The sequence below is a fragment of the Neobacillus niacini NBRC 15566 genome (assembly GCF_001591505.1).
Taxonomy (GTDB): domain Bacteria; phylum Bacillota; class Bacilli; order Bacillales; family Cytobacillaceae; genus Neobacillus; species Neobacillus niacini.
On the sequence record NZ_BCVA01000003.1, the window covers coordinates 1 to 21,890 of the forward strand.

Genomic DNA, 21,890 nt, shown 5'->3' on the forward strand with positions numbered 1-21,890 from the left:
AAACCAGCAGATAACCTAATTGGGTTGTCTTTTTTGTGTGTTCAAAGAACACCGTCGTTTTCTAAAATTTATCAGACTAAAAGGCGGTTTTGCTTTAAATAATGTGTATTTTTATATAGCTAAAATCCAATACTATAAATGATATTCTTGTAATATCGCGTTTCAGAGTATCCCAATCCTAACTATTGAGGTGATTCATTGTGAGTACTCAAGATCATTTGGATCCACATTCTCAAAAGTTCTTCAATAATTGGACCAGGCCTAAGCGTGCTAGTTCTCAGGTAAATGGACACACAAAAATGTCTCAGCATAATATTATCACGAGATCAAACGCAAAGGCTCATAGGTGGTAAAGGATACATCTGAGTAAAAAGAAAGAAGACGAAATTTAGTCTTCTTTCTTTTTTTATATGTAAGGAACCTTTTGATGGTAAAAAAAGTATATATCAGTAAAATATTTCAAGTGTAAATACATAAATACGAATAATATTTTCTATAGTTTTTTATGAATATCAATAAAATACAAGTCCGAAAAAATCGTAAATTTTTTATAAAAAAGCTTTAAATCAACAAGAAAGCGCTTTAATTATTATAAAAAATAAAAAGTTCTGAAATATTGAAATAATATACTAGACTAACAATGAAAAAAGTACTACAATAACTAATGTTAATTAATTTAGCCTATAAACAAATCTCATGGGGGCAAGAAAGATACTAACCTACGAATCTTAGTATCTGAAAATTCAATCAAAGGGGGAAAACACCATGAAAAAGAAACTAGCAAGCGTGTTTATGGCTTCTACCATCTTTGCAGGAGTATTGGCAGGATGTGCAGGAGGAGCGAAAGAAAGTTCAGAAGGCGGCAATTCAGATACCATTAAATTGGGTGTGAATTTAGAGCTTTCAGGGAACGTTGCATCATATGGTGAATCAATGGCAAAAGGAATTGAAATGGCTGTTGAAGAAATCAATAAAAATGGCGGCGTTGACGGTAAAAAGTTTGATGTTGTTAAAGTTGATAATAAATCAGAAGCAGCAGAGGCTACAAACGGTATTATTAAGTTAACAAGCCAAGACAAGGTAACGGCTGTTATTGGAGCAGCAACTAGCGGTAATACAGTAGCTCAAGCGCAAATTGCCAATGATACGAAAACAGTTCTAATTGCTCCAGGCGGAACAAGCCCAACTGTTACGGTAGATGAAAAAGGTAAAGTAAGAGAATTCGTTTTCCGTACTTCTTTCATTGATCCTTTCCAAGGTACAGTAGCAGCAAACTTTGCCTTAGATACATTAAAAATTAAAGACGCAGCGATTTTCGCTGATAACTCAAGTGATTATGCTAAAGGCCTATCTAACGCCTTCATCGAAACCTTTGAAGCAGCCGGAGGTAAAATTGTTGCGGAAGAAGCATATGTAGCAAAGGATACAGATTTCCGTGCAACATTAACTAGAATCAAGGCGAAAAATCCTTCATTCATTTTTATTCCTGGTTATTATGAAGAAGTTGGATTAATTGTTAAGCAAGCTCGTGAGTTAGGCATCGATGTTCCATTAGTTGGTGCTGATGGCTGGGATTCGCCTAAGTTGGTTGATTTAGCGGGAGCAGAAGCATTAAATAATACGTATCTAATCAACCATTACTCATCTGAAGATCCAGACGAAAAAGTTCAAAAGTTTGTTACAGCATTTAAAGAAAAGAACAATGATGAAGCACCTAATGCCTTTAATGCTCTAGGCTATGACACGGTTTACTTTTTAGCGGATGCGGTTAAGCGTGCGGGCAGCACTGATTCAAGTAAGATTCAGGCAGAATTGGCGAAAACAAAAGACCTAAGCCTAGTTACAGGGGTAGTAACGATTGATGAGAATCATCATCCAATTAAAACTGCTACTATTTTAGAATACAAAGATGGAAAACAAGTGTTTAACACAAAAGTAAATCCTTAAAAAGTACTAGTTAAGTAAAATGGAAGGATTATCCTTCCATTTTACTTGTGTAAAGAGTTAAATCTGGAAAAAATAGGAGTGAGAACAGTGGAGTGGTTACAACAATTGATTAACGGAATATCACTCGGTAGCATCTATGCCTTAATCGCATTAGGCTATACCATGGTTTATGGAATCATAAAATTAATTAACTTCGCCCATGGTGATGTTTTTATGGTAGGTGCATTCGTCGGGTTTTATGCGATTAAGGGATGGGGTCTAGGCTTCTTTCCAGCATTATTATTCTCAATGGCATTTTGTGCAGTATTTGGAGTATTAATTGAAAGAATTGCCTATAAACGTCTTCGAAACGCGACTAGAATTGCGGCCTTAATAACAGCAATTGGAATGTCGCTATTAATTGAATACGGTGTGATATACGCTCGTGGGGCACAGCCAGAGGCGTATCCTGACAATGTATTACCAAGCACAACTTTTAACCTGTTTGGTGCTCAGATTAGCAGCCAATCTCTTTTTATTCTTGGCGTTTCTGTTGGACTTATGATTATTTTACAATTTATCGTTCATCGTACGAAAATTGGTAAAGCTATGCGTGCCGTATCACACGATATGGACGCTGCCCGCTTAATGGGTATAAACGTAGACATGACCATCTCCTATACATTTGCGATTGGTTCTGCATTAGCAGGGGCGGCCGGTGTTATCTTTGGTGTATATTATACGAAGATAGAACCACTAATGGGAATTATCCCTGGATTAAAGGCGTTTGTTGCCGCTGTTTTAGGTGGAATCGGAATAATACCAGGAGCAATGGTTGGCGGTCTTATCCTTGGAGTGGTCGAATCAGTGGTAAGTGCAATGGGATTCTCCCTATGGAGAGACGCAGCAGCATTTATTATCTTAATCCTAATCCTTATTTTTAGACCTTCAGGCATCTTTGGAAAAAATACGAGAGAGAAAGTGTAGGTGAGATAGACAGATGAAAAAGGTTAATAAATTCTGGCTATTTCTCATTTTAGCAGTACTAATATATGGAATTGGTCAAGGCTTAATTCAAACAGGAATATTAAATGCATTTTATAGCAACATGCTAATCCTGATGATTATTAACATCATTTTAGCAGTCAGTCTTCACTTGGTTATTGGGATTACCGGACAATTTTCGATTGGACATGCTGGATTCCTTGCAGTCGGAGCGTATGTTTCAGCGATAATTACCATGAAATTTGAACTGCCTTTCGTTCTAGCTATTATTATTGGCGGAATTGTAGCAGCATTAGCTGGTCTACTGGTTGGTATTCCAACTTTAAGACTTCGGGGAGATTATCTGGCTATTGCTACTCTAGGATTCGGTGAAATTATCAGAATTGTGTTTTTAAATATCGAGTATGTTGGCGGCGCTGCAGGAATGATGGTTACCAATATGACTACATGGACCAGTGCATTTGTCTGTCTCATTATTACCATTTTAGTGATTGCCAATTTTACGAACTCACGGCATGGAAGAGCGTGTATTGCCATTCGGGAAAATGAAATTGCGGCAGATGCAATGGGGATTAATACAACATTTTATAAAGTTGCAGCGTTCGCGATTGGTTCCTTTTTCGCGGGAATTGCCGGCGGATTATTTTCACATAACTTTTACATTATTCAGCCAACAAACTTTGGTTTCCTAAAATCGTTTGATATTTTAATCTTTGTTGTTTTAGGCGGTCTTGGAAGTATGTCTGGTTCGGTAATTTCTGCGGTCCTTTTAACCGTAATTTCAACCTACCTGCAGCAATATCCTGAGACTCGAATGATTATTTACAGTTTAGTTTTGGTTGTTGTAATGCTATATCGTCCACAGGGCTTAATGGGTACCCGTGAAATTACAGACTTCTTTGGTAAAAAGAAAAGTGTGAAAGGAGGAAATTAACATGGGCGCTTTATTAGAAGTTAAAAATGCGGGGATTCAGTTTGGCGGGCTTAAGGCAGTTTCAGGCTTTAATATGGAACTCAATCAAGGAGAATTGGTCGGATTGATTGGTCCGAATGGTGCCGGGAAAACCACGAGCTTTAACCTACTGACTGGCGTATATGTCCCAACTGAAGGAGATATCTTGTTCAATGGTAAAAGACTAAATGGTCTTGCTCCATACCAAGTAACAAGAAACGGAATCAGCCGTACGTTTCAGAATATTCGTCTATTCAGTGAATTATCTGTATTAGATAATGTAAAGGTAGCTTACCATTCTTTAGCGAAGCATTCCATTTTAAGTTCTATCTTTCGCCTTCCTTCTCATTTTTCTGAAGAAAAGGTGATGGAGGAAAAGTCATTAGAATTCTTAAAGATTTTTCAATTGGATCGTTTTAAAGATGAAAAAGCAAAGAATTTACCATATGGTCAGCAAAGAAGATTGGAAATTGCCAGAGCATTGGCGGCCAGTCCTAAACTATTACTGCTCGATGAGCCTGCTGCTGGTATGAATCCTCAGGAGACACACGAATTGATGGAATTGATCGCTTTTATCCGAAAACAATTTGATTTAACGATTCTTTTAATTGAACATGATATGGCGCTAGTAATGGGAATTTGTGAAAGAATTTATGTACTTGATCATGGGCAGCTGATTGCAGCAGGAACCCCTGATGAGATTCGTAATCATCCAAAGGTAATCGAGGCTTATTTAGGAGAGGAGGTTACGAGTGACCATGCTTAAAGTAAATGGAATTAATGTTTTTTATGGAAATATCCATGCCCTTAAAGGTGTATCATTAGAAATTAATGAAGGGGAAATTGTTACCCTGATAGGTGCCAATGGTGCAGGTAAAAGTACTCTACTTAAGACGTTATCCGGGCTGCTTAAGCCAAAGTCTGGGACAATTGAGTACTTAGGCAGTTCAATTTCTGGCAAGGCTCCCCAGTCTATTGTGAAGACCGGAATTTCTCATGTACCAGAAGGTCGCCGTGTATTCGCCAATATGAGTGTAGAGGAAAACCTAGAACTGGGTGCTTATCTACGGAAAGATTCGAAGGAAATCCGCAAAGATATACAAAGCGTTTACGAGCTTTTCCCAAGACTAGAGGAGCGTCGAAAGCAGTTATCGGGAACCCTTTCCGGAGGAGAGCAGCAAATGCTCGCGATGGGAAGAGCGATTATGGCAAAGCCTAAGCTGCTTTTGCTCGATGAGCCTTCCATGGGATTGGCACCGTTAATGGTAAAAACGATTTTCCAAATTATCGAAAAAATCAACAAAGACGGAACAACCATCCTTCTAGTTGAACAGAATGCGAATATGGCACTTTCCGTTGCAGACCGCGCCTATGTAATCGAAACAGGTCGGGTTGAAATCTCTGGAACAGCAGCAGAACTGCAAGCAAGTGAAGAAATCAAAAAAGCCTACCTTGGTGGTCTCTAGATTTCCGTAGGACGCTAAAAATCTTTATATGAAAAATAAAATAGGTGTAACTCCAAACTCCTTTTAATCGACTATTAAGGTAATTCGATTAAAAGGAGTTTTTCATTTATGGGATATAAGATAATGATAATTTTATTGGCAGGATTGTTAAGTGCTTGTGGTACTGGGAATCAAACAAATGGAAACAGTGAGGTTGTGAAGAAAGAGAACCAATTGGATAAACGAAAACAAAGTGAAATTGCTGCAAATGTTCATCCAACGATTGAAATAAAAGAAGAAAACAATTCTATCATTATCAATTACAAAGTGAAAAATATATCTGGCGGACCGCTAAAACTATCTTTTGCAAGCGGCTTACAGGCAGATTACATCGTTTATGATGAGGAAGGGAAAAAAGTAAAACAGTATTCTGATGAAGCCATGTCAACACAGGCAATCACTGAGATGACGTTTGATAATAACCAAGAAATTCAAAACTCATTTACCATATCAGACCTTTACAATGGGAGTTACAAAATTGAAGTATTTTTAACCGCAAAGGAAGAACAAGCTAAGGTTGTAATGGATGTATTGGTTGAAAAATCACTATTTACAAAGGCATCTGGCATATTCACTGGCCAAATTGATCCTCATTCGATTGAGGTAGATATTAATGGAGAAAAAGTTTCATTTCAGTTAACAGATGAAGCAATACAGCAATTGCAAACCTTAAAAGAGGGCAGTGAAACTTCATTTGTTTATACAGAACATGACACCCAAAAGACTATTAAAACGTTTTTACTGGATTAAACGATGATAAAAACTCGAAAGGTTAGTATATAACATCCAAACTTGCAGCAAAATATCATTATGAAAATTTTAGGAGTTGGCAGGTTTGGGAAAAAAGGGTACACAGGTTCCAGTAAAAGAGACGTTTGAAGAAAATGTTGATTATTTAATTAAAGAATTACGGATAGGAAAAAGTTTTGATGTAATTCACCGTCCTTTGGTATGGGGAGAGCGCAAGTTTGCTATGTTCTTGATTGATGGTTTTGCAGCGGCAAATATTCTGCTCTTAATCATGAAGGAGATTGAAAAGCGTAAACCTGAGGACTTTGGTGATAATCCCATTGAAAAGCTCTTTAAAACTTTCATTCCTCATGTAGAGGTTAATAAAACAGAAGATTTAGAAGAGGTTATCGCCCAAATTCTTGCGGGTCAAACGGCATTAGTGGCAGAGGGTGGTAAAGAGATTATCCTGATTGATTCACGTGAATATCCGATTCGATCACCTCAAGAGCCGGATATTGAGCGTGTGGTACGGGGCCCGCGTGATGGTTTTGTTGAAACGATAGTTTTTAATTTAGCATTAATTAGAAGGCGTGTTCGTGATCGCTCTTTAATCATGGATTATGTTCAGGTTGGAGAACGATCTAAAACAGATATTGCATTAGTTTATATTGATAGTATCGTTGATATGGAACACGTAAAGATGTTAAAAGATAAGCTGGAGAATATCTCTGTTGACGGTATCTCAATGGGGGAGAAAACCATTGAAGAATTTGTCTTTGGCCGAAATTATAACCCATATCCACTTGTCCGTTATACGGAAAGAGCAGATACAAGTGCGGTTCATCTAATGGAAGGCCATGTCCTGATTGTTGTAGATGGCTCACCCAGCGTGATGATATGTCCTTCTACCTATTGGCATCATTTACAGCATGCAGAGGAATATCGCCAAAAACCCATAGTAGGTGTCTTCTTGAGATGGGCACGATTTATTGCTGTTTTGGCTTCTTTATTCCTCTTACCATTATGGTACACGTATGCTACCAATGAGCAGCTGCTATCTGACCGGTGGAAGTTTATTGGTCTAAAGGATACCGGTGAAATTGGGTTGATATGGCAATTCCTCATTGCTGAAATTGGGATTGAAATTCTCCGAATGGCAGCCATCCATACACCGAACGCCCTTGCAACTGCGCTCGGTATCGTTTCTGCTATTATTATTGGAGATGTGGCGGTACAAGTGGGTATCTTTACGCACGAGGTAGTTCTTTATGTAGCGGTTGCCGCAATCGGAACTTTTGCCACACCAAGTTATGAATTAAGTCTTGCCAACCGATTGTTCCGTGTTTTCTTTTTACTTATGGTCGCGTTACTAAAAGTACCGGGTCTAGCCATCGGAATTACCTTGTGGATTATTCTTCTTGCAAGAACGAAGAGCATGAATACTCCTTATTTGTACCCGTTCATCCCGTTTCATCCACTGGATTTTAAAATTATGCTTGCGCGAACACCAATCCCAATTAAAAATACCCGTGCCAGAATACTTAATCCACAAGATGCGACTAGACAAGCACAAAAATAAGCCTATCATCATTCGATGATAGGCTTATTTTTATGTAGTTTTTTTCAAGATGACTTTACACCTATGAAGATAAAACTTACCCCAAGTGCAATCCAGACGAATTTCATAATCGAAATTTTTTCTACTAAGCCAAATAAACCTATGGAGGTGGTTAAAACTAATATAATAGGTCCGATAAGTGCAAGCGAAGAGTTAACCATCAGGGCTTTTTCTACCGTATTAAATTTAATCATGAGGATTGCTGCAAATATTTCAATACTTCCCGATATTAATCGTAAAAACGCCATTCCGAGTACTACTTTTTCAATAATGATAAACATAATGACCTCCTGGAATTACCATTTCTACTATATGTATATGATTGGTTTTTCAAGAGAAGGACAGGTTTTTCATTTTCGTTAAAATAGAAAAAAACACGGTGAGTACCGTGTTTCTTAAATAAGTTTAACACCACTAATCAAAATCATGATGGCCATAATTGTTCTTAATGGCTTCGCTGGGAATTTGGAGGATAAGTTACTCCCAATCAGAACCCCTGGGATGGAACCCATCAGCAGGTTCATCACCAATAAATAGTCAACATTGCCAATACCAGCATGCATAAATCCGGCAGCTGTGACGAGTAAAAATGCATGAGCAATATCTGTTCCGACAAGCTCTGAAGGGCTCATTCTGTATAGATAAAGCATTGCCAAGGCAAACAAAGAACCAGAACCAATAGAAGTCAGCCCAACAATAAAGCCCAAGATAACCCCAATACCAATCGTTAAACCACGTTTCTCATGAAGCGGCTTTTTTTGGAGAGAGTTTTCTTTTAATTTACCTTTAGCAAACGTTTTAATAAGAGTAGTCAATGCTACTAAAATTAAAACGTATCCTAAAGCATGTTTGATTACTTCCTCTTGGTTATGAAAAAATGAGTCGAACAGATGGAGAATCCCGACTGCACATATTGCACTTGGAATACTTCCGATAGCAAGATATTTTACCAGCGTTAGATTGATCGTCTTTTGCCTCCAATGTTGAAAAGATCCGAAAAGCTTGGTGATAGAATTATAAACCAGGTCTGTTCCTACTGCTATGGATGGACTAATCCCTAATAATATTAATATGGGTGTTAACAAAGCTGCTCCGCCCACACCGGTCAAGCCAACCATAAACCCGATTAATAGCCCCATTAGAATAATTCCAATACTCATTAGGCCACACACTCCATATTTGTCTAACTGCTTATCAATAAATTATGAAGTGGTTAAATGCCATGTTACTACTGCCCAAACCCAAATTAAAAGAGGGCGGTCAACACCGTCCTCTAACCTTATCTTTATTCTTCTTCATCCTCTTCTTCTTTTAGCTTAATTTTTTTACAACCCACATACAAGCAGGATAGAATATCAAGCCCTGGTTTAGCCTTTGCTAATCCTTTTATATAGGGAGTGACCAAATCTTTAAAATCAGAACCCACTTCTTCATCTTCTAAAATGCCGTAAACATACAACTTCTTTTCATCAAATAAAAAGGCAACATTTCCTACACCCTTATTTTTCGAATTAACGACATTCAAGACCTGATATTCCGGGGTTATAACCTCAGGTGAAAAATATATTTGCAATTAAATCTACTCCTTTATATCTAACATGACTTAGGTGAATTGCAATTTTTCAAATAATGAATCACTTTCATTTTCTTCCGATGGTTTGGTTTTCGCTACGTGAATCAAGACCATACAAAGCAGTGCACAAAACAATGTTAAGCCGGCAGTGACTAAAAACATACCAGATCTGGACCATTCCATTAGGGAGCCAAAGACAGGAGGACCAATCGCCACCCCTAAGAATCGAACAGAACCGTATAAGGAGGTTACAAAACCCCTTCGGTCTGTGGGAACGGAACCCGTGATAAAACTATTGATACATGGGAGAACAAGTCCTGTTCCAATACTGCTTACAGAAAGTACGGCGAAAAAGGGAACTAAATTTTTAAAGAATATCAGCGTTGCAAAAGAAGTTGTCATTAGCAATAACCCTAATACGATTAAGGTTTTCATCAACTTCATTTTTTTACCAATTTTACTTCCAGTTATATATGAGGTGGTAGTCATGACAAGTAGGGGAATAGCTAATATCAATCCTTTTAACACACCATCAATTTGATAATCCTTTTCCAATATGTCTGAAATGTAAAATAAGATCCCAAAAAGTGTAAATAAACAAGTTGCTCCTGTTATATAAGCAGCAAATAACCAACGGCCCTCCGTTTTAAAAACAGATACAAGACCCTTCACATATTTACCAACCGGAGGGGGTTCCTTTTTGGTTTTCTTTTCCTTGATGAAAAAGATCGTTAATAAGCAGGAAATAGCACAGAAAATCGGAAAGGCGAAAAACGCTGCATACCAAAAGATTAAGGCTAAAAGAGAGCCGATAATCGGGCTGATAACCTTTCCAAAACCGTTGGATGCTTCAACTAAACCTAAAACTTTACTTTGCTGCCCACCTTTAAATAAATCACCTGTTAAAGCCATGGCAATAGGGGCAGTTCCTGCAGCACCCATACCTTGCATAATCCTGCCTGCAAGGATCCATGTATAAGAATTGTCAAACCAAGCGGAGGCCGCACCCGCTAAAAGTCCTCCACTCCCATATAAAATGAGGGCTGGGATAATAATGGCCTTTCGCGAAAACCTGTCAGACAAATAACCTAAGACAGGTATCGATATGGCAGCTGCAATTGAAAATGCAGATATGACTAAACTAACTTGAAATTGTGAAATATCGAGTTCTGACTTCATTTTAGGAAGGACTGGAATAAGCATTGAGTTTCCTAAAACAAGGATAAGCGGTATGGAACTAATGGCCAGAATCGTTAAGCCGCTATGTTTTTGCTTTGACAAGGATCTACACCCCTAACTGTGAGAATAGCCTTTTTATTGTTTCAAGTGAAGGCAGAGTTTATGCAAGACAATAGCCTAATTTCTCCTTTTCAAGCCTAATATCTACACATTCACCTAATTTTTGAATAATCTATCCTAGAAAAAAAGAGGAGGCGCTTTTATATGGATTTTTTAATACTTCCAGAAAGGACGTCAGGAAATAGAACGTATGGCTTGACCTCGGTGATCGATTTTGGCACCCCAATCGGTGAGTTAAAGCATATTTTAGATGATTATGGATACCTCATTGATATTGCCAAGATAGGAATTGGTTCTGCCTATGTGACTCCAAATCTAAGGCGAAAAATAGAACTTTATAAGGAGCATCAGATAAAGCCTTATTGTGGAGGAACACTATTTGAAAAATGCTTTTACCAAAATAAGGTGCCAGAATATTTAAGGCATTTACGTAATTTAGGAATTGAATGGATTGAAATTTCCAACGGAACTCTGGACATACCACTTGAAGAACGCCTCCAATTAATTTCTAGTATTAAGAAGGATTTTCACGTCATTGCTGAAGTTGGGTCAAAGGATTCTACTAAGGAAATGGATATTTCTGCCTGGAAGGAAGAAATAAACCTTTTATTACACGCCGGGTGTGACTATGTGATTACAGAAGGCAGGGACTCAGGGACTTCAGGGATTTATGAAAAAACAGGCAGCATAAAATCTAATTTAATTCAGGAATTAATAAAAAATATCGACAGTAAAAAGATTATCTTTGAGGCACCAACCCCAAAACACCAAATGTATTTTATTAGAGAAGTTGGACCAAACGTTAATTTAGGTAATGTAAGACTTCAGGATGTTTTAGTATTAGAAACACAACGCTGTGGACTGCGGAGTGAGACCTTTTATGTGGAGGAAGATGAATGCAAATTACTGTGATTAGACACCTTCCAACGGAATGGAATAAAAAAACGTGGCTTCAGGGGAGGAAGGACATCGGACTTTCACAGGTTTCCGAAGAATTATTAAAAGGGATTGCTGACAATCGAATGAGACTTGAAAAATTAGCACCATTTGACCTTGTTTTAGCAAGTACATTACAAAGAACCCATCAAACAGCCAATCTCTATGGATTTGAATACGAAATAGAGGGATTGTTAGATGAATTAAACTTTGGACCATTTGAAGGTGTACCCAAAAATAAGCTAATAGAAAAATATGGGGACGTCTGGTTTGAAAATCCGAAAGAATTGGTTTTAGGGGAGAGTATAAACAATTTAGAAAAGCGGATTGAACTGTTTTTAAATAAATATCAAACATATAGAAATATCCTAGCGTTTGGCCATGGCTCTTGGATAAGAGCTATGATTTCATATGTCAAGTATGGTGATATTAACCAAATGAATAAGCTGGAAGTGGTTAACAATGCCTGTATCACGTTGGCCATTTATCCCAAGGTATAGGAGAGAAATGGAGGTCTGAGGATTGTCTGAGATGTTAACGCATGATAAATGGGATGAAAAACGAATTGCCTCCTTTATGAATAACCAGCCAGATTATTTAGATGTATTAAAGTGGGCATATCAAGAATATCAAGACGAAATTGTCTATGCCTGCAGCTTTGGTGTAGAGGGTATCGTACTAATCGATTTAATTTCTAAGGTAAATAAAGAGGCCAAAATCATTTTTCTTGATACAGGATTACATTTTCCAGAAACCTATGAATTAATAGAAGAGGTTAAGAATCGATACCCTTCCTTGAAAATCAACATGATAAAGCCGAAGAATTCCTTGGAGGACCAGGCAAAATGGTATGGGGAAGAATTATGGAAGCATAATCCCAACCTTTGCTGCCATATGAGAAAGGTAGTTCCTCTGCAGGAAGGATTAGCGGATGCAAAGGCATGGATTTCTGGTTTAAGACGTGAACAATCCCTTTCTAGGAGCAAGACAGAATATATTAATAAAGATGACAAATTTCAAAAAATCAAAGTATGTCCCCTCATCCATTGGACCTCAGAAGATATCATGACGTATATTCAACTTAATAAGCTGCCTTATAATCCACTCCATGACAAAGGGTACCCAAGTATCGGCTGTGCTCCTTGCACGAAGCCTGTTTCAGACCAAAAGGATTCGCGTGCGGGCAGATGGGCGGGTCTATCAAAAACAGAATGTGGATTACATGAATCATAATCGGCTTTACCTATTCGGCCGTTTTATGATTCAGTTGGAATTGGGAGGGAAGAATGATGAGTGAGAGTGTGCCACATGGTGGCAAATTAATCAATCGTATTAACCATGGTCTTTCTATTGACTTATCACGAAACTATGTTTTGCTCGATAATTTGGAATTAAGCGATATGGAGTTAATTGCAAATGGCGCGTATAGCCCTTTAGAAGGGTTCATGGGAAAAGCCGATTATGAGTCGGTTGTAAGAAAAATGAGGTTATCCAACGGTCTTCCGTGGTCGTTACCGATTACATTAGCGATAGATAAGAATAAAGCTATCGAACTTAAGGTTGGGGAAACGATTAATCTGATAAAAGATGGAGTCGTTTATGGTGAAATGAATGTGGAGGAAATCTATATTCCTGATAAAATCGTAGAGGCGGAAATGGTTTATAAAACAACGGACTTGCAGCACCCTGGTGTAAAAAAACTGTTCGCAAGGGATGAACTCTATGTAGCAGGTCCCATTATGATGGCTAGAAGGATTAATAACAGTGAGTTTGAACGTTTTTATCTAGATCCAATCCAAACAAGGGAGAAATTTAGGAATCTTGGCTGGCAGACAGTAGTAGGATTCCAAACTAGAAATCCAGTGCACAGAGCACATGAATATATTCAAAAAACAGCCTTAGAGACGGTTGATGGTCTTTTTCTAAATCCTTTAGTTGGGGAGACAAAGGCGGATGATATCCCAAGTGATATAAGGATGAAAAGCTATCAGGTTTTACTTGAACATTACTATCCAAAAGATCGTGTTTTCTTATCTGTTTTCCCGGCTGCTATGCGTTATGCAGGACCTAGAGAAGCGATTTTTCATGCCATCGTTCGGAAAAATTTCGGATGTACTCATTTTATTGTTGGGCGGGACCATGCGGGAGTAGGAAACTATTATGGAACATATGATGCTCAGAAAATCTTTAGTGAATTTAACGAAGCGGACCTAGGAATTAAGCCACTATTTTTTGAACATAGTTTTTATTGTAAAAAGTGTGAAAACATGGCCTCTGAGAAAACCTGTCCACATGATTCTCGTGATCATGTTGTCCTGTCCGGAACAAAGGTAAGAGCCATGTTAAAAAATGGAGTGCACCCGCCTAAGGAATTCAGTCGACCTGAGGTAATTGAAATTCTAATTCAAGGTATGAAGCATGTTTACACGAAGGAAATAAAGGGTGTTGAACATGAAAAATAGTCAAAACATCACTTGGCACCATTCGAGTGTCAGTAAAAAAGAACGTCATGTGAAGAATGGTCATAAAAGTTGTGTTCTTTGGTTCACAGGGTTATCTGGGTCTGGGAAATCTACTTTGGCGAATGCAGTGGATCACTCATTATTTCATGAGGGATATAGCAGCTATGTATTAGACGGTGATAATATTCGCCATGGCTTAAATAGTGATTTACGTTTTGGTCCTGCAGATCGAAAAGAAAATATCCGGAGGATTGGAGAAGTGGCAAAGCTATTTGTAGACAGCGGGATTATCGTCTCATCTGCCTTTATTTCTCCGTTTCAAGAGGATAGAGAGCTAGTTCGTCAAATGTTTGATATAGGAGAATTTGTTGAGATTTTTGTTAAATGCCCTATTGAGGTCTGTGAAAATAGGGATCCCAAAGGGTTATATAAAAAAGCAAGAAAGGGAGAAATTCCAGAGTTTACAGGGATTTCTTCTCCGTATGAGTCTCCTGATCTACCTGAGATTGTAATTGAAACAGATCATATGACGATTACTCAATCAGTTGAAATCATAAAAAAATACCTAAAAGATAAGAAGATTCTATAAGGGTCTTCTTACCTTTTTCGCCAATTTGCTGTTAAAAACCTTATTCTATGGATCTTTAAATCATAGATAAAATCAATAATATTGGTAGAAAAAAATTGGCAAATAATCGCATATAAAACGATGTTATAGTCGATTACCACAGCGGTTAGTAAAAAGATAATAAGGTTAATTCCCATCATTACTTTTCCAGGGCTCAACTTTTTATAGTTGGCAATCATTAACGATGGAATGACCATTCCACCACTTGATGCACCTGCCCGAATCAATAATCCGACTCCAAAGCCAAAAACAATACTCCCAGCCACAATACAGATGAAAATATTAATGTGCGGGTGAGGATAGTGAGAAGTTATGTAACCTACCGTCATAGCGGTAATCGCAACTGAGATAATAGTGCGAAAGGTCCAGGTAAAACCAAAATAAGGGAGAGCAAATAATAAAAAGACAACATTCGCCAGCCATAAGGAAAATCCAAGTGATAGATGGGAAAAATGATTGATTAGGATGGCAAGACCAGCACCCCCGCCAGACGGAATGGAATGTGGAAATAAAAATACAGACATAGCAAAACCCTGAAGGGTTGCTCCTATTACTAAGCAAAAATATGTCAGCAATGTTTTTTTCATAACTAATAGAAATGGATCCTCAAATGTATAATCGTGATCTCCACTTTCATTCCTCCTCTTTGGACTACCTCTCCTTGTCCATTTTATGAGAAAGGAAAAAGGAATATGTTGAATTAATTTTTACAATAAAAAAAGTGCACGCTGCAGCGTACACTTAATTTTTCAGAGGGGAAAGTACATTACGCAACTTTCCATCCAGAAATATCATCTTCAAGCGGCATATTAGTTGCTCGTGCCTTTTTAGCAGCACGGAAGAATAACCCAATAAGTACAGCAGCACCGATGAAGCCGCCAATCCAAGAAAATGTCATCGGCAATCCAAACCCGATAGGTGCATTTAATATATAGGTAATGACCATCACTAACATGAACGAGCCTGGCACCAATGCTGTATAGTAGTTTTTCTTAGCAATATACAAGTACATGGCACCGACAAAGAGCGCAATGACAGCTGTTGCTTGGTTGGCCCAACTGAAGTATCTCCATAATAAATTAAAGTCAATTTGAGTAAGTATAGCTGAAATCACGAATAAAGGTAGTGCAATCCATAAGCGGCTTGAAAATTTCTTTTGGGCAATATTTAGGTATTCTGCAATAATCATGCGTGCACTGCGGAAAGCAGTATCTCCAGAGGTAATCGGCAGGACCACCACGCCAAGAACAGCTAACGTTCCGCCAATGGCTCCAAGAAGAGCAGTAGATGCTTGGCTGACAACCGCACCAGGACCGCCAGCTGCTAAAATATCATTCAATCCGTTATAACCATTGAACAAACTCATACCTGCAGCAGCCCAAATCATCGCAATGACACCTTCTGCAATCATCATACCGTAGAAAATTTTACGTCCTTGTTTTTCATTTTGTGTGGTACGTGAAATAATAGGTGTTTGTGTCGCATGGAAGCCTGATAGCGCGCCGCATGAAATCGTGAAAAATAATAATGGCAAAATTGGGGCATTAGCTGGATGGAAATTAGTTAGTGATAATTCAGGAATTGGTGCCCCTGTTACAACCATTCCAATTCCTACACCTAAAGCACTGATTAAAAGCAAAGCACCAAAATACGGATAGAGTCGACCAATGATTTTATCAACTGGAAGTAATGTAGCTGCAATATAATAAATGAAAATAGCCGTAATAATAATTCCTAATGCGATTTTTCCATCCATTAAGACGTGAAGCAGACTTGCTGGTGTGGAAACAAATACGGTACCTACTAATAAAAGAAGCAGAACTGCAAAGGCATTTACCACGTGCTTCATCACTTTTCCTAAGAACTTACTTGCAAGCTCCGGTAAATGAGCACCTCGGTTACGGATTGAGATCATTCCAGTTAAATAGTCATGTACTGCTCCTGCGAAAATACAGCCAATCACGATCCAGATAAAGGCGACTGGTCCATATAGAGCTCCCATAATGGGACCAAAAACCGGACCCGTGCCGGCAATATTTAAGAGTTGAATTAAGGAATTTTTTGACGTGCTCATTGGCACATAGTCAACGCCATCGTTATTAACATAGGCAGGCGTTGCCCGATCTTCTTTCACGCCAAACATTTTTTCTATGAATTTTCCATAGGTAAAATAACCAATAATTAAAAGTGCAATACCAGCTAAAAATGTATACAATACTTCTCCCCCTTTTTTAATGAATACGGTTACATATATTAGTTTAAAAGAGTTAGAGGCAGAATAGAGTGATTTTAGATTAACAAGTAAAAAAATAAGAATATCATGCCTATAATAGGATTTAAGATGCAAAAATTGAAATGATTAAATTTCTAATCGTAACCTTAATGCTTTCACGTAATTTCTGCTTACGGAAAGTAATTCCTTCCTGCCTTGAATTTCCAACTGATAGGCACCGTTAAACCACGGAGACAGCTTGTTCACATACTCCAAATTTACAAGAAAACTTTTATGAATTCTAAAAAATCCAAAGTTTAGTAGTCTGATTTCCAACTCCTTAAGAGGAGTTTTCGTTTCAAATTCACGACTTTTTGTAATCAGCTTGGTGACTTTATCGTCTTTAAGGATATAAAGAATTTCTTTTGGTTCCAGATAAATGATTTCACCATCGACTTCGAGTGCGAGTTTTCCTGGAGCTTTTCCGTTATCCGGTTCGATTAGAGTGGTAAATTTCCTCTTTATGCGGTTTATCGTTTCCTGTAATTGCTCTTCATCATAGGGCTTTAATAGGTAATCAATTGCGTCATAGCGGAAAGCCTCAGCAGCAAATTGTGGATAGGCAGTGGCGAAAACAACCAAAGGTGCCTTTTTTAATTCCAAGAGTGCTTTAGCTGCTTTCATTCCATTCATTTTTGGCATTTCTACGTCCAAAAAGACGACATCCGGTTGAAGTTGAATGGCACACAGGATGGCAGATTCCCCTGATTCAGCTTCTCCGACAATTTTAATACTGGGGTAGGTAGCTAATAAATGTTTTAATTCATCCCGACTGTAGGGTTCATCATCAACAATTAGTGTTCGAACAGGTGTTTCCATTTTAACTTACCTCCATGCAGGGGACACAGAATTCAATCTCAGTCCCTTTATTTAACTCACTCTTTATATGTAGACGTGAAGAATTACCATACATGATGGTCAGCCTGCGGTTAACATTGTAAAGGGCTACTCCATTTCCGGTTTCCGAAAGAATAGGTGATTTGCATATTTGGCTGGCGCGGTCCTCACTCACACCAATCCCGTTATCTTCTACTTTTACGAGGGTTACTTTGTTTTGTTTTTGTATTGTAATTTTCACCAATCCGTTCCTTTCCGTATCCTTCATGCCATGTTTAATTGCATTTTCAACGATTGGCTGAAGGGTGAGTGGGGGGATCGTCTCTAGCAGCGCACTATCCTCGATATCATATATGACTTTCAATTTATCTTTAAATCTAGCTTCTTCTATAGCCAAATACGCCTTAACATGCTTTAATTCTTGTTCTAGCGTGGTCACGCTTTGAGTCGTGACGGAAAGATTTTGCCGCAAGAAATGGGACAGAGAAACAAGCAGCTTCCGAGCCTTACCAGGATCGACTCGAATAAGAGAAAGTATCGTATTTAATGTATTAAATAGGAAGTGAGGACTAATTTGTGCCTGAAGAGCCTTGATTTCTGCTTCCTTAGCTAATTGATAGGATTTTTCAGCTTCTGCTAGTTCAAGCTGGTTACTTAAAAGAGAGCTAAGCCCTGTTATTAATTCCATCGTGACGGGTGTAATTTCCTTTTCTGAGCGAAAATAGAACTTTAACGTTCCAATTGTGTCTCCTCGTTGTTTTAAGGGGGCGATAACAGCAGCACCAAGAAGACAGCCCTTTTCGCGGCAATGAATGGATTCTTGGTTTGCTGTTACGATTTCTCCCTTTTCGATGGCTTCCATCGTAATTTCGGTTTGGATGGGGCTTTCAGAACGATGATGGTCATGTCCTAGTCCAATGTGAGCCAATATTTCTGATAAATTTGTCATCGCCACAGCTCTTGTATTCATTTCATTATGGAGAATATGGCAGACTATTTTTGCGGAATGGGAAGTAAGTCCGTTTCTTAGATAGGAAAGGGTCTTTTCCGCAATTCTCAATGTTTTTTGTGCCTGCAGGGCACCTGCTTTTTCTTCTTCGTTTATAACACTTTTAATGATAAGCAGAAATAGGGCGCAGCCTAATCCATTTGCTAAAATCATTGGCAAACCAATGATTTCAACTAATGTCCAAGCCTTTTCAAAAGGGCGGGAAATGAGTATAATAACCAACATTTGCAATGATTCTGCAAGAGCACCAATCACAAAAGCAGATCTTAGTTTTACGATTTTATTTTTTCGATAGAAGATTCCTGCCAAGAGTCCCGCGATAATGGTTGCTAAACCACAGGATAACCCGGTAAAACCGCCTAGTGTAAAGCGGTGTATACCTGCAATTAAACCTGCACCTAGTCCGATTTTATATCCTCCAAGTAGACCGGCTAATACAACTCCTATTACACGGGAATTGGCAATCGCTTCATCGGCATTTAAATTGGAAGTCCAACGGTTTATTTCCAGGCTGTCAGTATTGAGCGTTAATCCAGAATATGTTCCTATGATTCCGAAAAAACCAAAGAAAAGGATGGCTGTTAATTGCTGCTTGCGATTCAGTTTTTCCTGATAAATCATATCTCGAAAAAACGGAAATCGCGTTAAAATAAAGGCAATCATCACGAGAATGCCTAATCGTTCCACCATGGTTATTAATAAATTGAACATGGCAATCCCCCTTAATGGTGACTATTACCAGCTAGTAAATCTTTCTTATTATTATATCAGTGTTAGGAATATTCGGAATAGTATTTCGGTTTCTCTATTAAAACTCATCGCGATCACCACCGAGGGGTGTAGTCTTTGTTGATCAAACTCTCAGTTTTTAAATTTCTTCTAGTCCTTCATCCGTTTAGATATGAGAATTTTATTTTTTATTTGTGAAAGAATATTCATTTAATTTTAAAAATGGTAAACTAGAAAAATATATTTGTGTGAAAGGTGATGCTTAGGAAATGATAAAAGCAATTTTTTTTGATTTAGATGACACACTGCTTTGGGATCAAAAAAGTATTCAGGAAGCATTTGTTGCGACTTGTAAAGTAGCAGAGGAACGATATGGAGTAGACGCCACTGTACTAGAAGATGCAGTTCGTGAGGCTGCTAGAAATTTATACTCTTCTTATGAGACATATTCGTTTACACAAATGATTGGAATTAATCCGTTTGAAGGTTTATGGGGAAATTTTTTAGATGATCATGATGATTTTAGAAAAATGAAGGAAATTGTACCTGGCTATCGAAAAGAGGCATGGACAGCAGGACTTAAGGCATTGGGAGTTGATGACCCTGAATTTGGATATGAGTTAGCGGAAAGGTTCCCTGAGGAGCGCAGGAATTTACCGTTCGTATATGAGGAAACGTTTCAAATTCTTGATTCATTAAAAGGGAAGTATCAATTGCTTCTTTTGACAAATGGATCCCCAGATTTGCAGAATACGAAATTATCAATTACGCCTGAACTGGTTCCCTATTTTGACCAGATTGTCATTTCAGGTGCGTATGGAAGAGGAAAACCGGATCCTTCGATATTTGGGCATGCATTATCACTGATGGAATTAGAGAAGGAAGAAGTACTAATGGTTGGGGATAACTTAATGACTGATATTTTGGGTGCCAATAGGGCAGGAATTAAATCCGTTTGGATCAACCGCCACGATAAAGAAAGAAATGAAGTGATTCCAACCTATGAAATCCACCACCTCGAAGAGCTTTTTCCACTATTAGATGAGTTAAACAAGAAATAGAATAATAAAAGGCTGTCAAAAGTATACTAGACTTTTGGACAGCCTATTTTTTTTGCCCGTAAAAGAGGGGGCATTTGATTAGGGTAACAATCAGGCGAGAGTGTTACCCAGAAATTTGTAACGATTAATTATGGTAAGAATCATGCTAGGATTGTTACGATAAAATCAGGAGCGTTCGATATTGGTAACAATCAAATAAGAATTCATCTAGTAAAACCGCAAGCTGAATGGTAGAGCCGTGTAAATAATTCCCTCCTATTCTGGAAATATTATGCCTGAAGAAATTAGGAGGAAATGAATATGAATAATAACCTCAATCCTATTAAGTTAACGGCAGCTGAATTGTCTTATCTTTGGACCAGTTATCTTGCAGACAGTATGTCTATCTGCGTTTTGAAGTATTTTTTAGTACATATCGATGACCTTGACATTAAATCCCTTATCAATCAAGCATTAGAATTATCGCAAAAACATCTTGATTTTATTCGTGAGCTATTTACCCAGGAACAAATTCAGATTCCACAAGGATTTACCGAACGAGATGTAAATTTATTGGCTAAACGATTATTCTCGGATATTTTTTATCTAAGGTATATTCGGAACATGTCAAAGGGCGGTTTAGTTACCTATGGTAGGGTATTACAAAACGTTTATCGCAAGGATATTCGTTTTTTCTATGCTGAATGTATGACAGATACCCTTGAATTGGATTCTAAGGCAACGACCATTTTATTAGAAAAAGGGCTCGCTATGCGCCCTCCTATTATTCCTTATCCACAAAAATTAGAGTTCGTCCATAAACAATCCTTTATCTTAGAGGGATTAGGAAGAAGGGAAGCACTAACGGGAACAGAGGTTACCAATCTCTATGCAAATGTTCTGACCAATCGCCTAGGTGTCGCAATCACAACTGCTTTTAGCCAAGTCGCGAAATCCGATAAGGTCCGAAAATATTTCTTGAGAGGAAAAGAAGTTTCATTGAAGCATATAAAAGTCTTAAGCAGCTATTTGGAAATGGACTCACTAGGATTTCCGATTGCGTTCGAACAAGAAGTGACAGACTCTATGGAATCCCCATTTTCAGATAAATTAATGATGTTTCACTTTAATCTCATGATATATGCTGGGGTAGGTAACTATGGGATTGCGGTTTCCGAAAGTCAGAGAACCGATTTAGTTGTGGATTATACACGATTTAATATGGAGGTTCTGAAACTATCTGAAGATGGAGCCAATCTTATGATTGAAAATGAATGGTTAGAGCAGCCGCCTTTAGCTGCAAATCGGAGAGATTTGTCAAAGGGGTAGTGGAGGATTTTCCTATATTTAAAAAATAAAAGAAGGCA

The 21,890-nt window shown here is 38.1% G+C and carries 23 protein-coding genes; 15 read left to right on the forward strand and 8 right to left on the reverse strand.

The window, feature by feature from the left end; all coding sequences use genetic code 11:
• Positions 1–200: 200 nt before the first annotated feature.
• The 8 genes from BANA01_RS29015 to BANA01_RS03480 all read left to right on the forward strand — a co-directional run bounded on the left by BANA01_RS29015 (position 201) and on the right by BANA01_RS03480 (position 7,699).
• The gene (locus BANA01_RS29015) at positions 201–353 is read left to right on the forward strand and encodes a YpzG family protein (protein WP_082799371.1); all 153 of its coding nucleotides are present in this window, start codon (positions 201–203) and stop codon (positions 351–353) included.
• Positions 354–765: 412 nt separating this feature from the next.
• Complete coding sequence (locus BANA01_RS03450) at positions 766–1,947, forward strand: ABC transporter substrate-binding protein (RefSeq protein ID WP_063251661.1); 1,182 nt, start codon at positions 766–768, stop codon at positions 1,945–1,947.
• A gap of 87 nt (positions 1,948–2,034) precedes the next feature.
• Entirely contained in the window at positions 2,035–2,913 is an 879-nt protein-coding gene (locus BANA01_RS03455; RefSeq protein WP_063251662.1) for a branched-chain amino acid ABC transporter permease, read from the forward strand.
• A gap of 13 nt (positions 2,914–2,926) precedes the next feature.
• Positions 2,927–3,865: a branched-chain amino acid ABC transporter permease gene (locus tag BANA01_RS03460; RefSeq protein ID WP_063251663.1), complete on the forward strand. Its 939-nt coding sequence runs from the start codon at positions 2,927–2,929 to the stop codon at positions 3,863–3,865.
• Position 3,866: 1 nt separating this feature from the next.
• The gene (locus tag BANA01_RS03465; RefSeq protein ID WP_063251664.1) at positions 3,867–4,649 is read left to right on the forward strand and encodes an ABC transporter ATP-binding protein; all 783 of its coding nucleotides are present in this window, start codon (positions 3,867–3,869) and stop codon (positions 4,647–4,649) included.
• Complete coding sequence (locus tag BANA01_RS03470) at positions 4,642–5,349, forward strand: ABC transporter ATP-binding protein (protein WP_063251665.1); 708 nt, start codon at positions 4,642–4,644, stop codon at positions 5,347–5,349. The genes BANA01_RS03465 and BANA01_RS03470 overlap by 8 nt, the downstream gene beginning before the upstream one ends.
• Before the next feature lie 108 nt (positions 5,350–5,457).
• The gene (locus BANA01_RS03475; protein ID WP_063251666.1) at positions 5,458–6,138 is read left to right on the forward strand and encodes a BsuPI-related putative proteinase inhibitor; all 681 of its coding nucleotides are present in this window, start codon (positions 5,458–5,460) and stop codon (positions 6,136–6,138) included.
• A gap of 85 nt (positions 6,139–6,223) precedes the next feature.
• Positions 6,224–7,699, forward strand: a complete 1,476-nt coding sequence (locus BANA01_RS03480) for a spore germination protein (protein ID WP_063251667.1) — start codon at positions 6,224–6,226, stop codon at positions 7,697–7,699.
• Positions 7,700–7,743: 44 nt separating this feature from the next.
• On the opposite strand, the gene BANA01_RS03485 is transcribed toward BANA01_RS03480, so the two are convergent.
• From BANA01_RS03485 to BANA01_RS03500, 4 genes are all read right to left on the reverse strand, one after another.
• On the reverse strand, positions 7,744–8,019 hold the full coding sequence (locus BANA01_RS03485) for a YqhV family protein (protein ID WP_063251668.1): 276 nt from the start codon (positions 8,017–8,019) through the stop codon (positions 7,744–7,746).
• Between the two features lie 114 nt (positions 8,020–8,133).
• A complete protein-coding gene (locus tag BANA01_RS03490) occupies positions 8,134–8,898 on the reverse strand; it encodes a sulfite exporter TauE/SafE family protein (RefSeq protein ID WP_063251669.1) in 765 nt (254 codons plus the stop codon).
• A gap of 125 nt (positions 8,899–9,023) precedes the next feature.
• On the reverse strand, positions 9,024–9,311 hold the full coding sequence (locus tag BANA01_RS03495; protein ID WP_063251670.1) for a hypothetical protein: 288 nt from the start codon (positions 9,309–9,311) through the stop codon (positions 9,024–9,026).
• A gap of 30 nt (positions 9,312–9,341) precedes the next feature.
• Complete coding sequence (locus BANA01_RS03500) at positions 9,342–10,592, reverse strand: MFS transporter (protein ID WP_063251671.1); 1,251 nt, start codon at positions 10,590–10,592, stop codon at positions 9,342–9,344.
• A 162-nt stretch (positions 10,593–10,754) separates the two neighbouring features.
• On the opposite strand from BANA01_RS03500, the gene BANA01_RS03505 reads away from it, so the two are divergent.
• The 5 genes from BANA01_RS03505 to cysC are packed head-to-tail and all read left to right on the forward strand — an operon-like array spanning position 10,755 to position 14,597.
• Positions 10,755–11,522 (forward strand): phosphosulfolactate synthase, encoded by a 768-nt coding sequence (locus tag BANA01_RS03505; protein ID WP_063251672.1) that lies wholly within the window; start codon positions 10,755–10,757, stop codon positions 11,520–11,522.
• Positions 11,507–12,046 carry a histidine phosphatase family protein gene (locus BANA01_RS03510; protein ID WP_063251673.1) on the forward strand — a complete coding sequence of 180 codons (540 nt, stop codon included), beginning with the start codon at positions 11,507–11,509 and terminating at the stop codon, positions 12,044–12,046. The genes BANA01_RS03505 and BANA01_RS03510 overlap by 16 nt, the downstream gene beginning before the upstream one ends.
• Before the next feature lie 31 nt (positions 12,047–12,077).
• On the forward strand, positions 12,078–12,779 hold the full coding sequence (locus BANA01_RS03515) for a phosphoadenylyl-sulfate reductase (RefSeq protein WP_063251894.1): 702 nt from the start codon (positions 12,078–12,080) through the stop codon (positions 12,777–12,779).
• 56 nt (positions 12,780–12,835) lie between these two features.
• Positions 12,836–14,008, forward strand: coding sequence for a sulfate adenylyltransferase (sat, locus tag BANA01_RS03520; protein WP_063251674.1), 1,173 nt, complete (start codon positions 12,836–12,838; stop codon positions 14,006–14,008).
• Positions 13,998–14,597, forward strand: a complete 600-nt coding sequence (cysC, locus tag BANA01_RS03525) for an adenylyl-sulfate kinase (RefSeq protein WP_063251675.1) — start codon at positions 13,998–14,000, stop codon at positions 14,595–14,597. The genes sat and cysC overlap by 11 nt, the downstream gene beginning before the upstream one ends.
• 8 nt (positions 14,598–14,605) lie before the next feature.
• On the opposite strand, the gene BANA01_RS03530 is transcribed toward cysC, so the two are convergent.
• From BANA01_RS03530 to BANA01_RS03545, 4 genes are all read right to left on the reverse strand, one after another.
• Positions 14,606–15,160, reverse strand: a complete 555-nt coding sequence (locus tag BANA01_RS03530) for a YitT family protein (protein ID WP_411834757.1) — start codon at positions 15,158–15,160, stop codon at positions 14,606–14,608.
• A gap of 242 nt (positions 15,161–15,402) precedes the next feature.
• The gene (locus BANA01_RS03535) at positions 15,403–16,851 is read right to left on the reverse strand and encodes a carbon starvation CstA family protein (RefSeq protein ID WP_063251677.1); all 1,449 of its coding nucleotides are present in this window, start codon (positions 16,849–16,851) and stop codon (positions 15,403–15,405) included.
• Between the two features lie 144 nt (positions 16,852–16,995).
• Positions 16,996–17,727, reverse strand: a complete 732-nt coding sequence (locus BANA01_RS03540) for a LytR/AlgR family response regulator transcription factor (RefSeq protein ID WP_063251678.1) — start codon at positions 17,725–17,727, stop codon at positions 16,996–16,998.
• 1 nt (position 17,728) lies between these two features.
• A complete protein-coding gene (locus BANA01_RS03545) occupies positions 17,729–19,465 on the reverse strand; it encodes a sensor histidine kinase (protein ID WP_063251679.1) in 1,737 nt (578 codons plus the stop codon).
• Between the two features lie 287 nt (positions 19,466–19,752).
• On the opposite strand from BANA01_RS03545, the gene BANA01_RS03550 reads away from it, so the two are divergent.
• Positions 19,753–20,544 carry an HAD family hydrolase gene (locus BANA01_RS03550; protein ID WP_063251680.1) on the forward strand — a complete coding sequence of 264 codons (792 nt, stop codon included), beginning with the start codon at positions 19,753–19,755 and terminating at the stop codon, positions 20,542–20,544.
• A 300-nt stretch (positions 20,545–20,844) separates the two neighbouring features.
• On the forward strand, positions 20,845–21,852 hold the full coding sequence (locus BANA01_RS03555; RefSeq protein ID WP_063251681.1) for a DUF3231 family protein: 1,008 nt from the start codon (positions 20,845–20,847) through the stop codon (positions 21,850–21,852).
• The last annotated feature ends 38 nt before the right edge of the window (positions 21,853–21,890 follow it).

Excerpts from the sequence above, each read along its gene's own strand:
- BANA01_RS03545 (WP_063251679.1), bottom strand. The coding sequence starts at position 19,465 with ATGTTCAATTTATTAATAACCATGGTGGAACGATTAGGCATTCTCGTG.
- BANA01_RS03485 (WP_063251668.1), bottom strand. The coding sequence starts at position 8,019 with ATGTTTATCATTATTGAAAAAGTAGTACTCGGAATGGCGTTTTTACGA.
- BANA01_RS03460 (WP_063251663.1), top strand. The coding sequence starts at position 2,927 with ATGAAAAAGGTTAATAAATTCTGGCTATTTCTCATTTTAGCAGTACTA.
- BANA01_RS03510 (WP_063251673.1), top strand. The coding sequence starts at position 11,507 with ATGCAAATTACTGTGATTAGACACCTTCCAACGGAATGGAATAAAAAA.
- BANA01_RS03540 (WP_063251678.1), bottom strand. The coding sequence starts at position 17,727 with ATGGAAACACCTGTTCGAACACTAATTGTTGATGATGAACCCTACAGT.
- BANA01_RS03465 (WP_063251664.1), top strand. The coding sequence starts at position 3,867 with ATGGGCGCTTTATTAGAAGTTAAAAATGCGGGGATTCAGTTTGGCGGG.
- BANA01_RS03550 (WP_063251680.1), top strand. The coding sequence starts at position 19,753 with ATGATAAAAGCAATTTTTTTTGATTTAGATGACACACTGCTTTGGGAT.
- BANA01_RS03475 (WP_063251666.1), top strand. The coding sequence starts at position 5,458 with ATGGGATATAAGATAATGATAATTTTATTGGCAGGATTGTTAAGTGCT.
- cysC (WP_063251675.1), top strand. The coding sequence starts at position 13,998 with ATGAAAAATAGTCAAAACATCACTTGGCACCATTCGAGTGTCAGTAAA.
- BANA01_RS03530 (WP_411834757.1), bottom strand. The coding sequence starts at position 15,160 with ATGTCTGTATTTTTATTTCCACATTCCATTCCGTCTGGCGGGGGTGCT.
- BANA01_RS03515 (WP_063251894.1), top strand. The coding sequence starts at position 12,078 with ATGTTAACGCATGATAAATGGGATGAAAAACGAATTGCCTCCTTTATG.
- BANA01_RS03490 (WP_063251669.1), bottom strand. The coding sequence starts at position 8,898 with ATGAGTATTGGAATTATTCTAATGGGGCTATTAATCGGGTTTATGGTT.
- BANA01_RS03505 (WP_063251672.1), top strand. The coding sequence starts at position 10,755 with ATGGATTTTTTAATACTTCCAGAAAGGACGTCAGGAAATAGAACGTAT.
- BANA01_RS03470 (WP_063251665.1), top strand. The coding sequence starts at position 4,642 with ATGCTTAAAGTAAATGGAATTAATGTTTTTTATGGAAATATCCATGCC.
- BANA01_RS03555 (WP_063251681.1), top strand. The coding sequence starts at position 20,845 with ATGAATAATAACCTCAATCCTATTAAGTTAACGGCAGCTGAATTGTCT.
- BANA01_RS03450 (WP_063251661.1), top strand. The coding sequence starts at position 766 with ATGAAAAAGAAACTAGCAAGCGTGTTTATGGCTTCTACCATCTTTGCA.
- sat (WP_063251674.1), top strand. The coding sequence starts at position 12,836 with ATGAGTGAGAGTGTGCCACATGGTGGCAAATTAATCAATCGTATTAAC.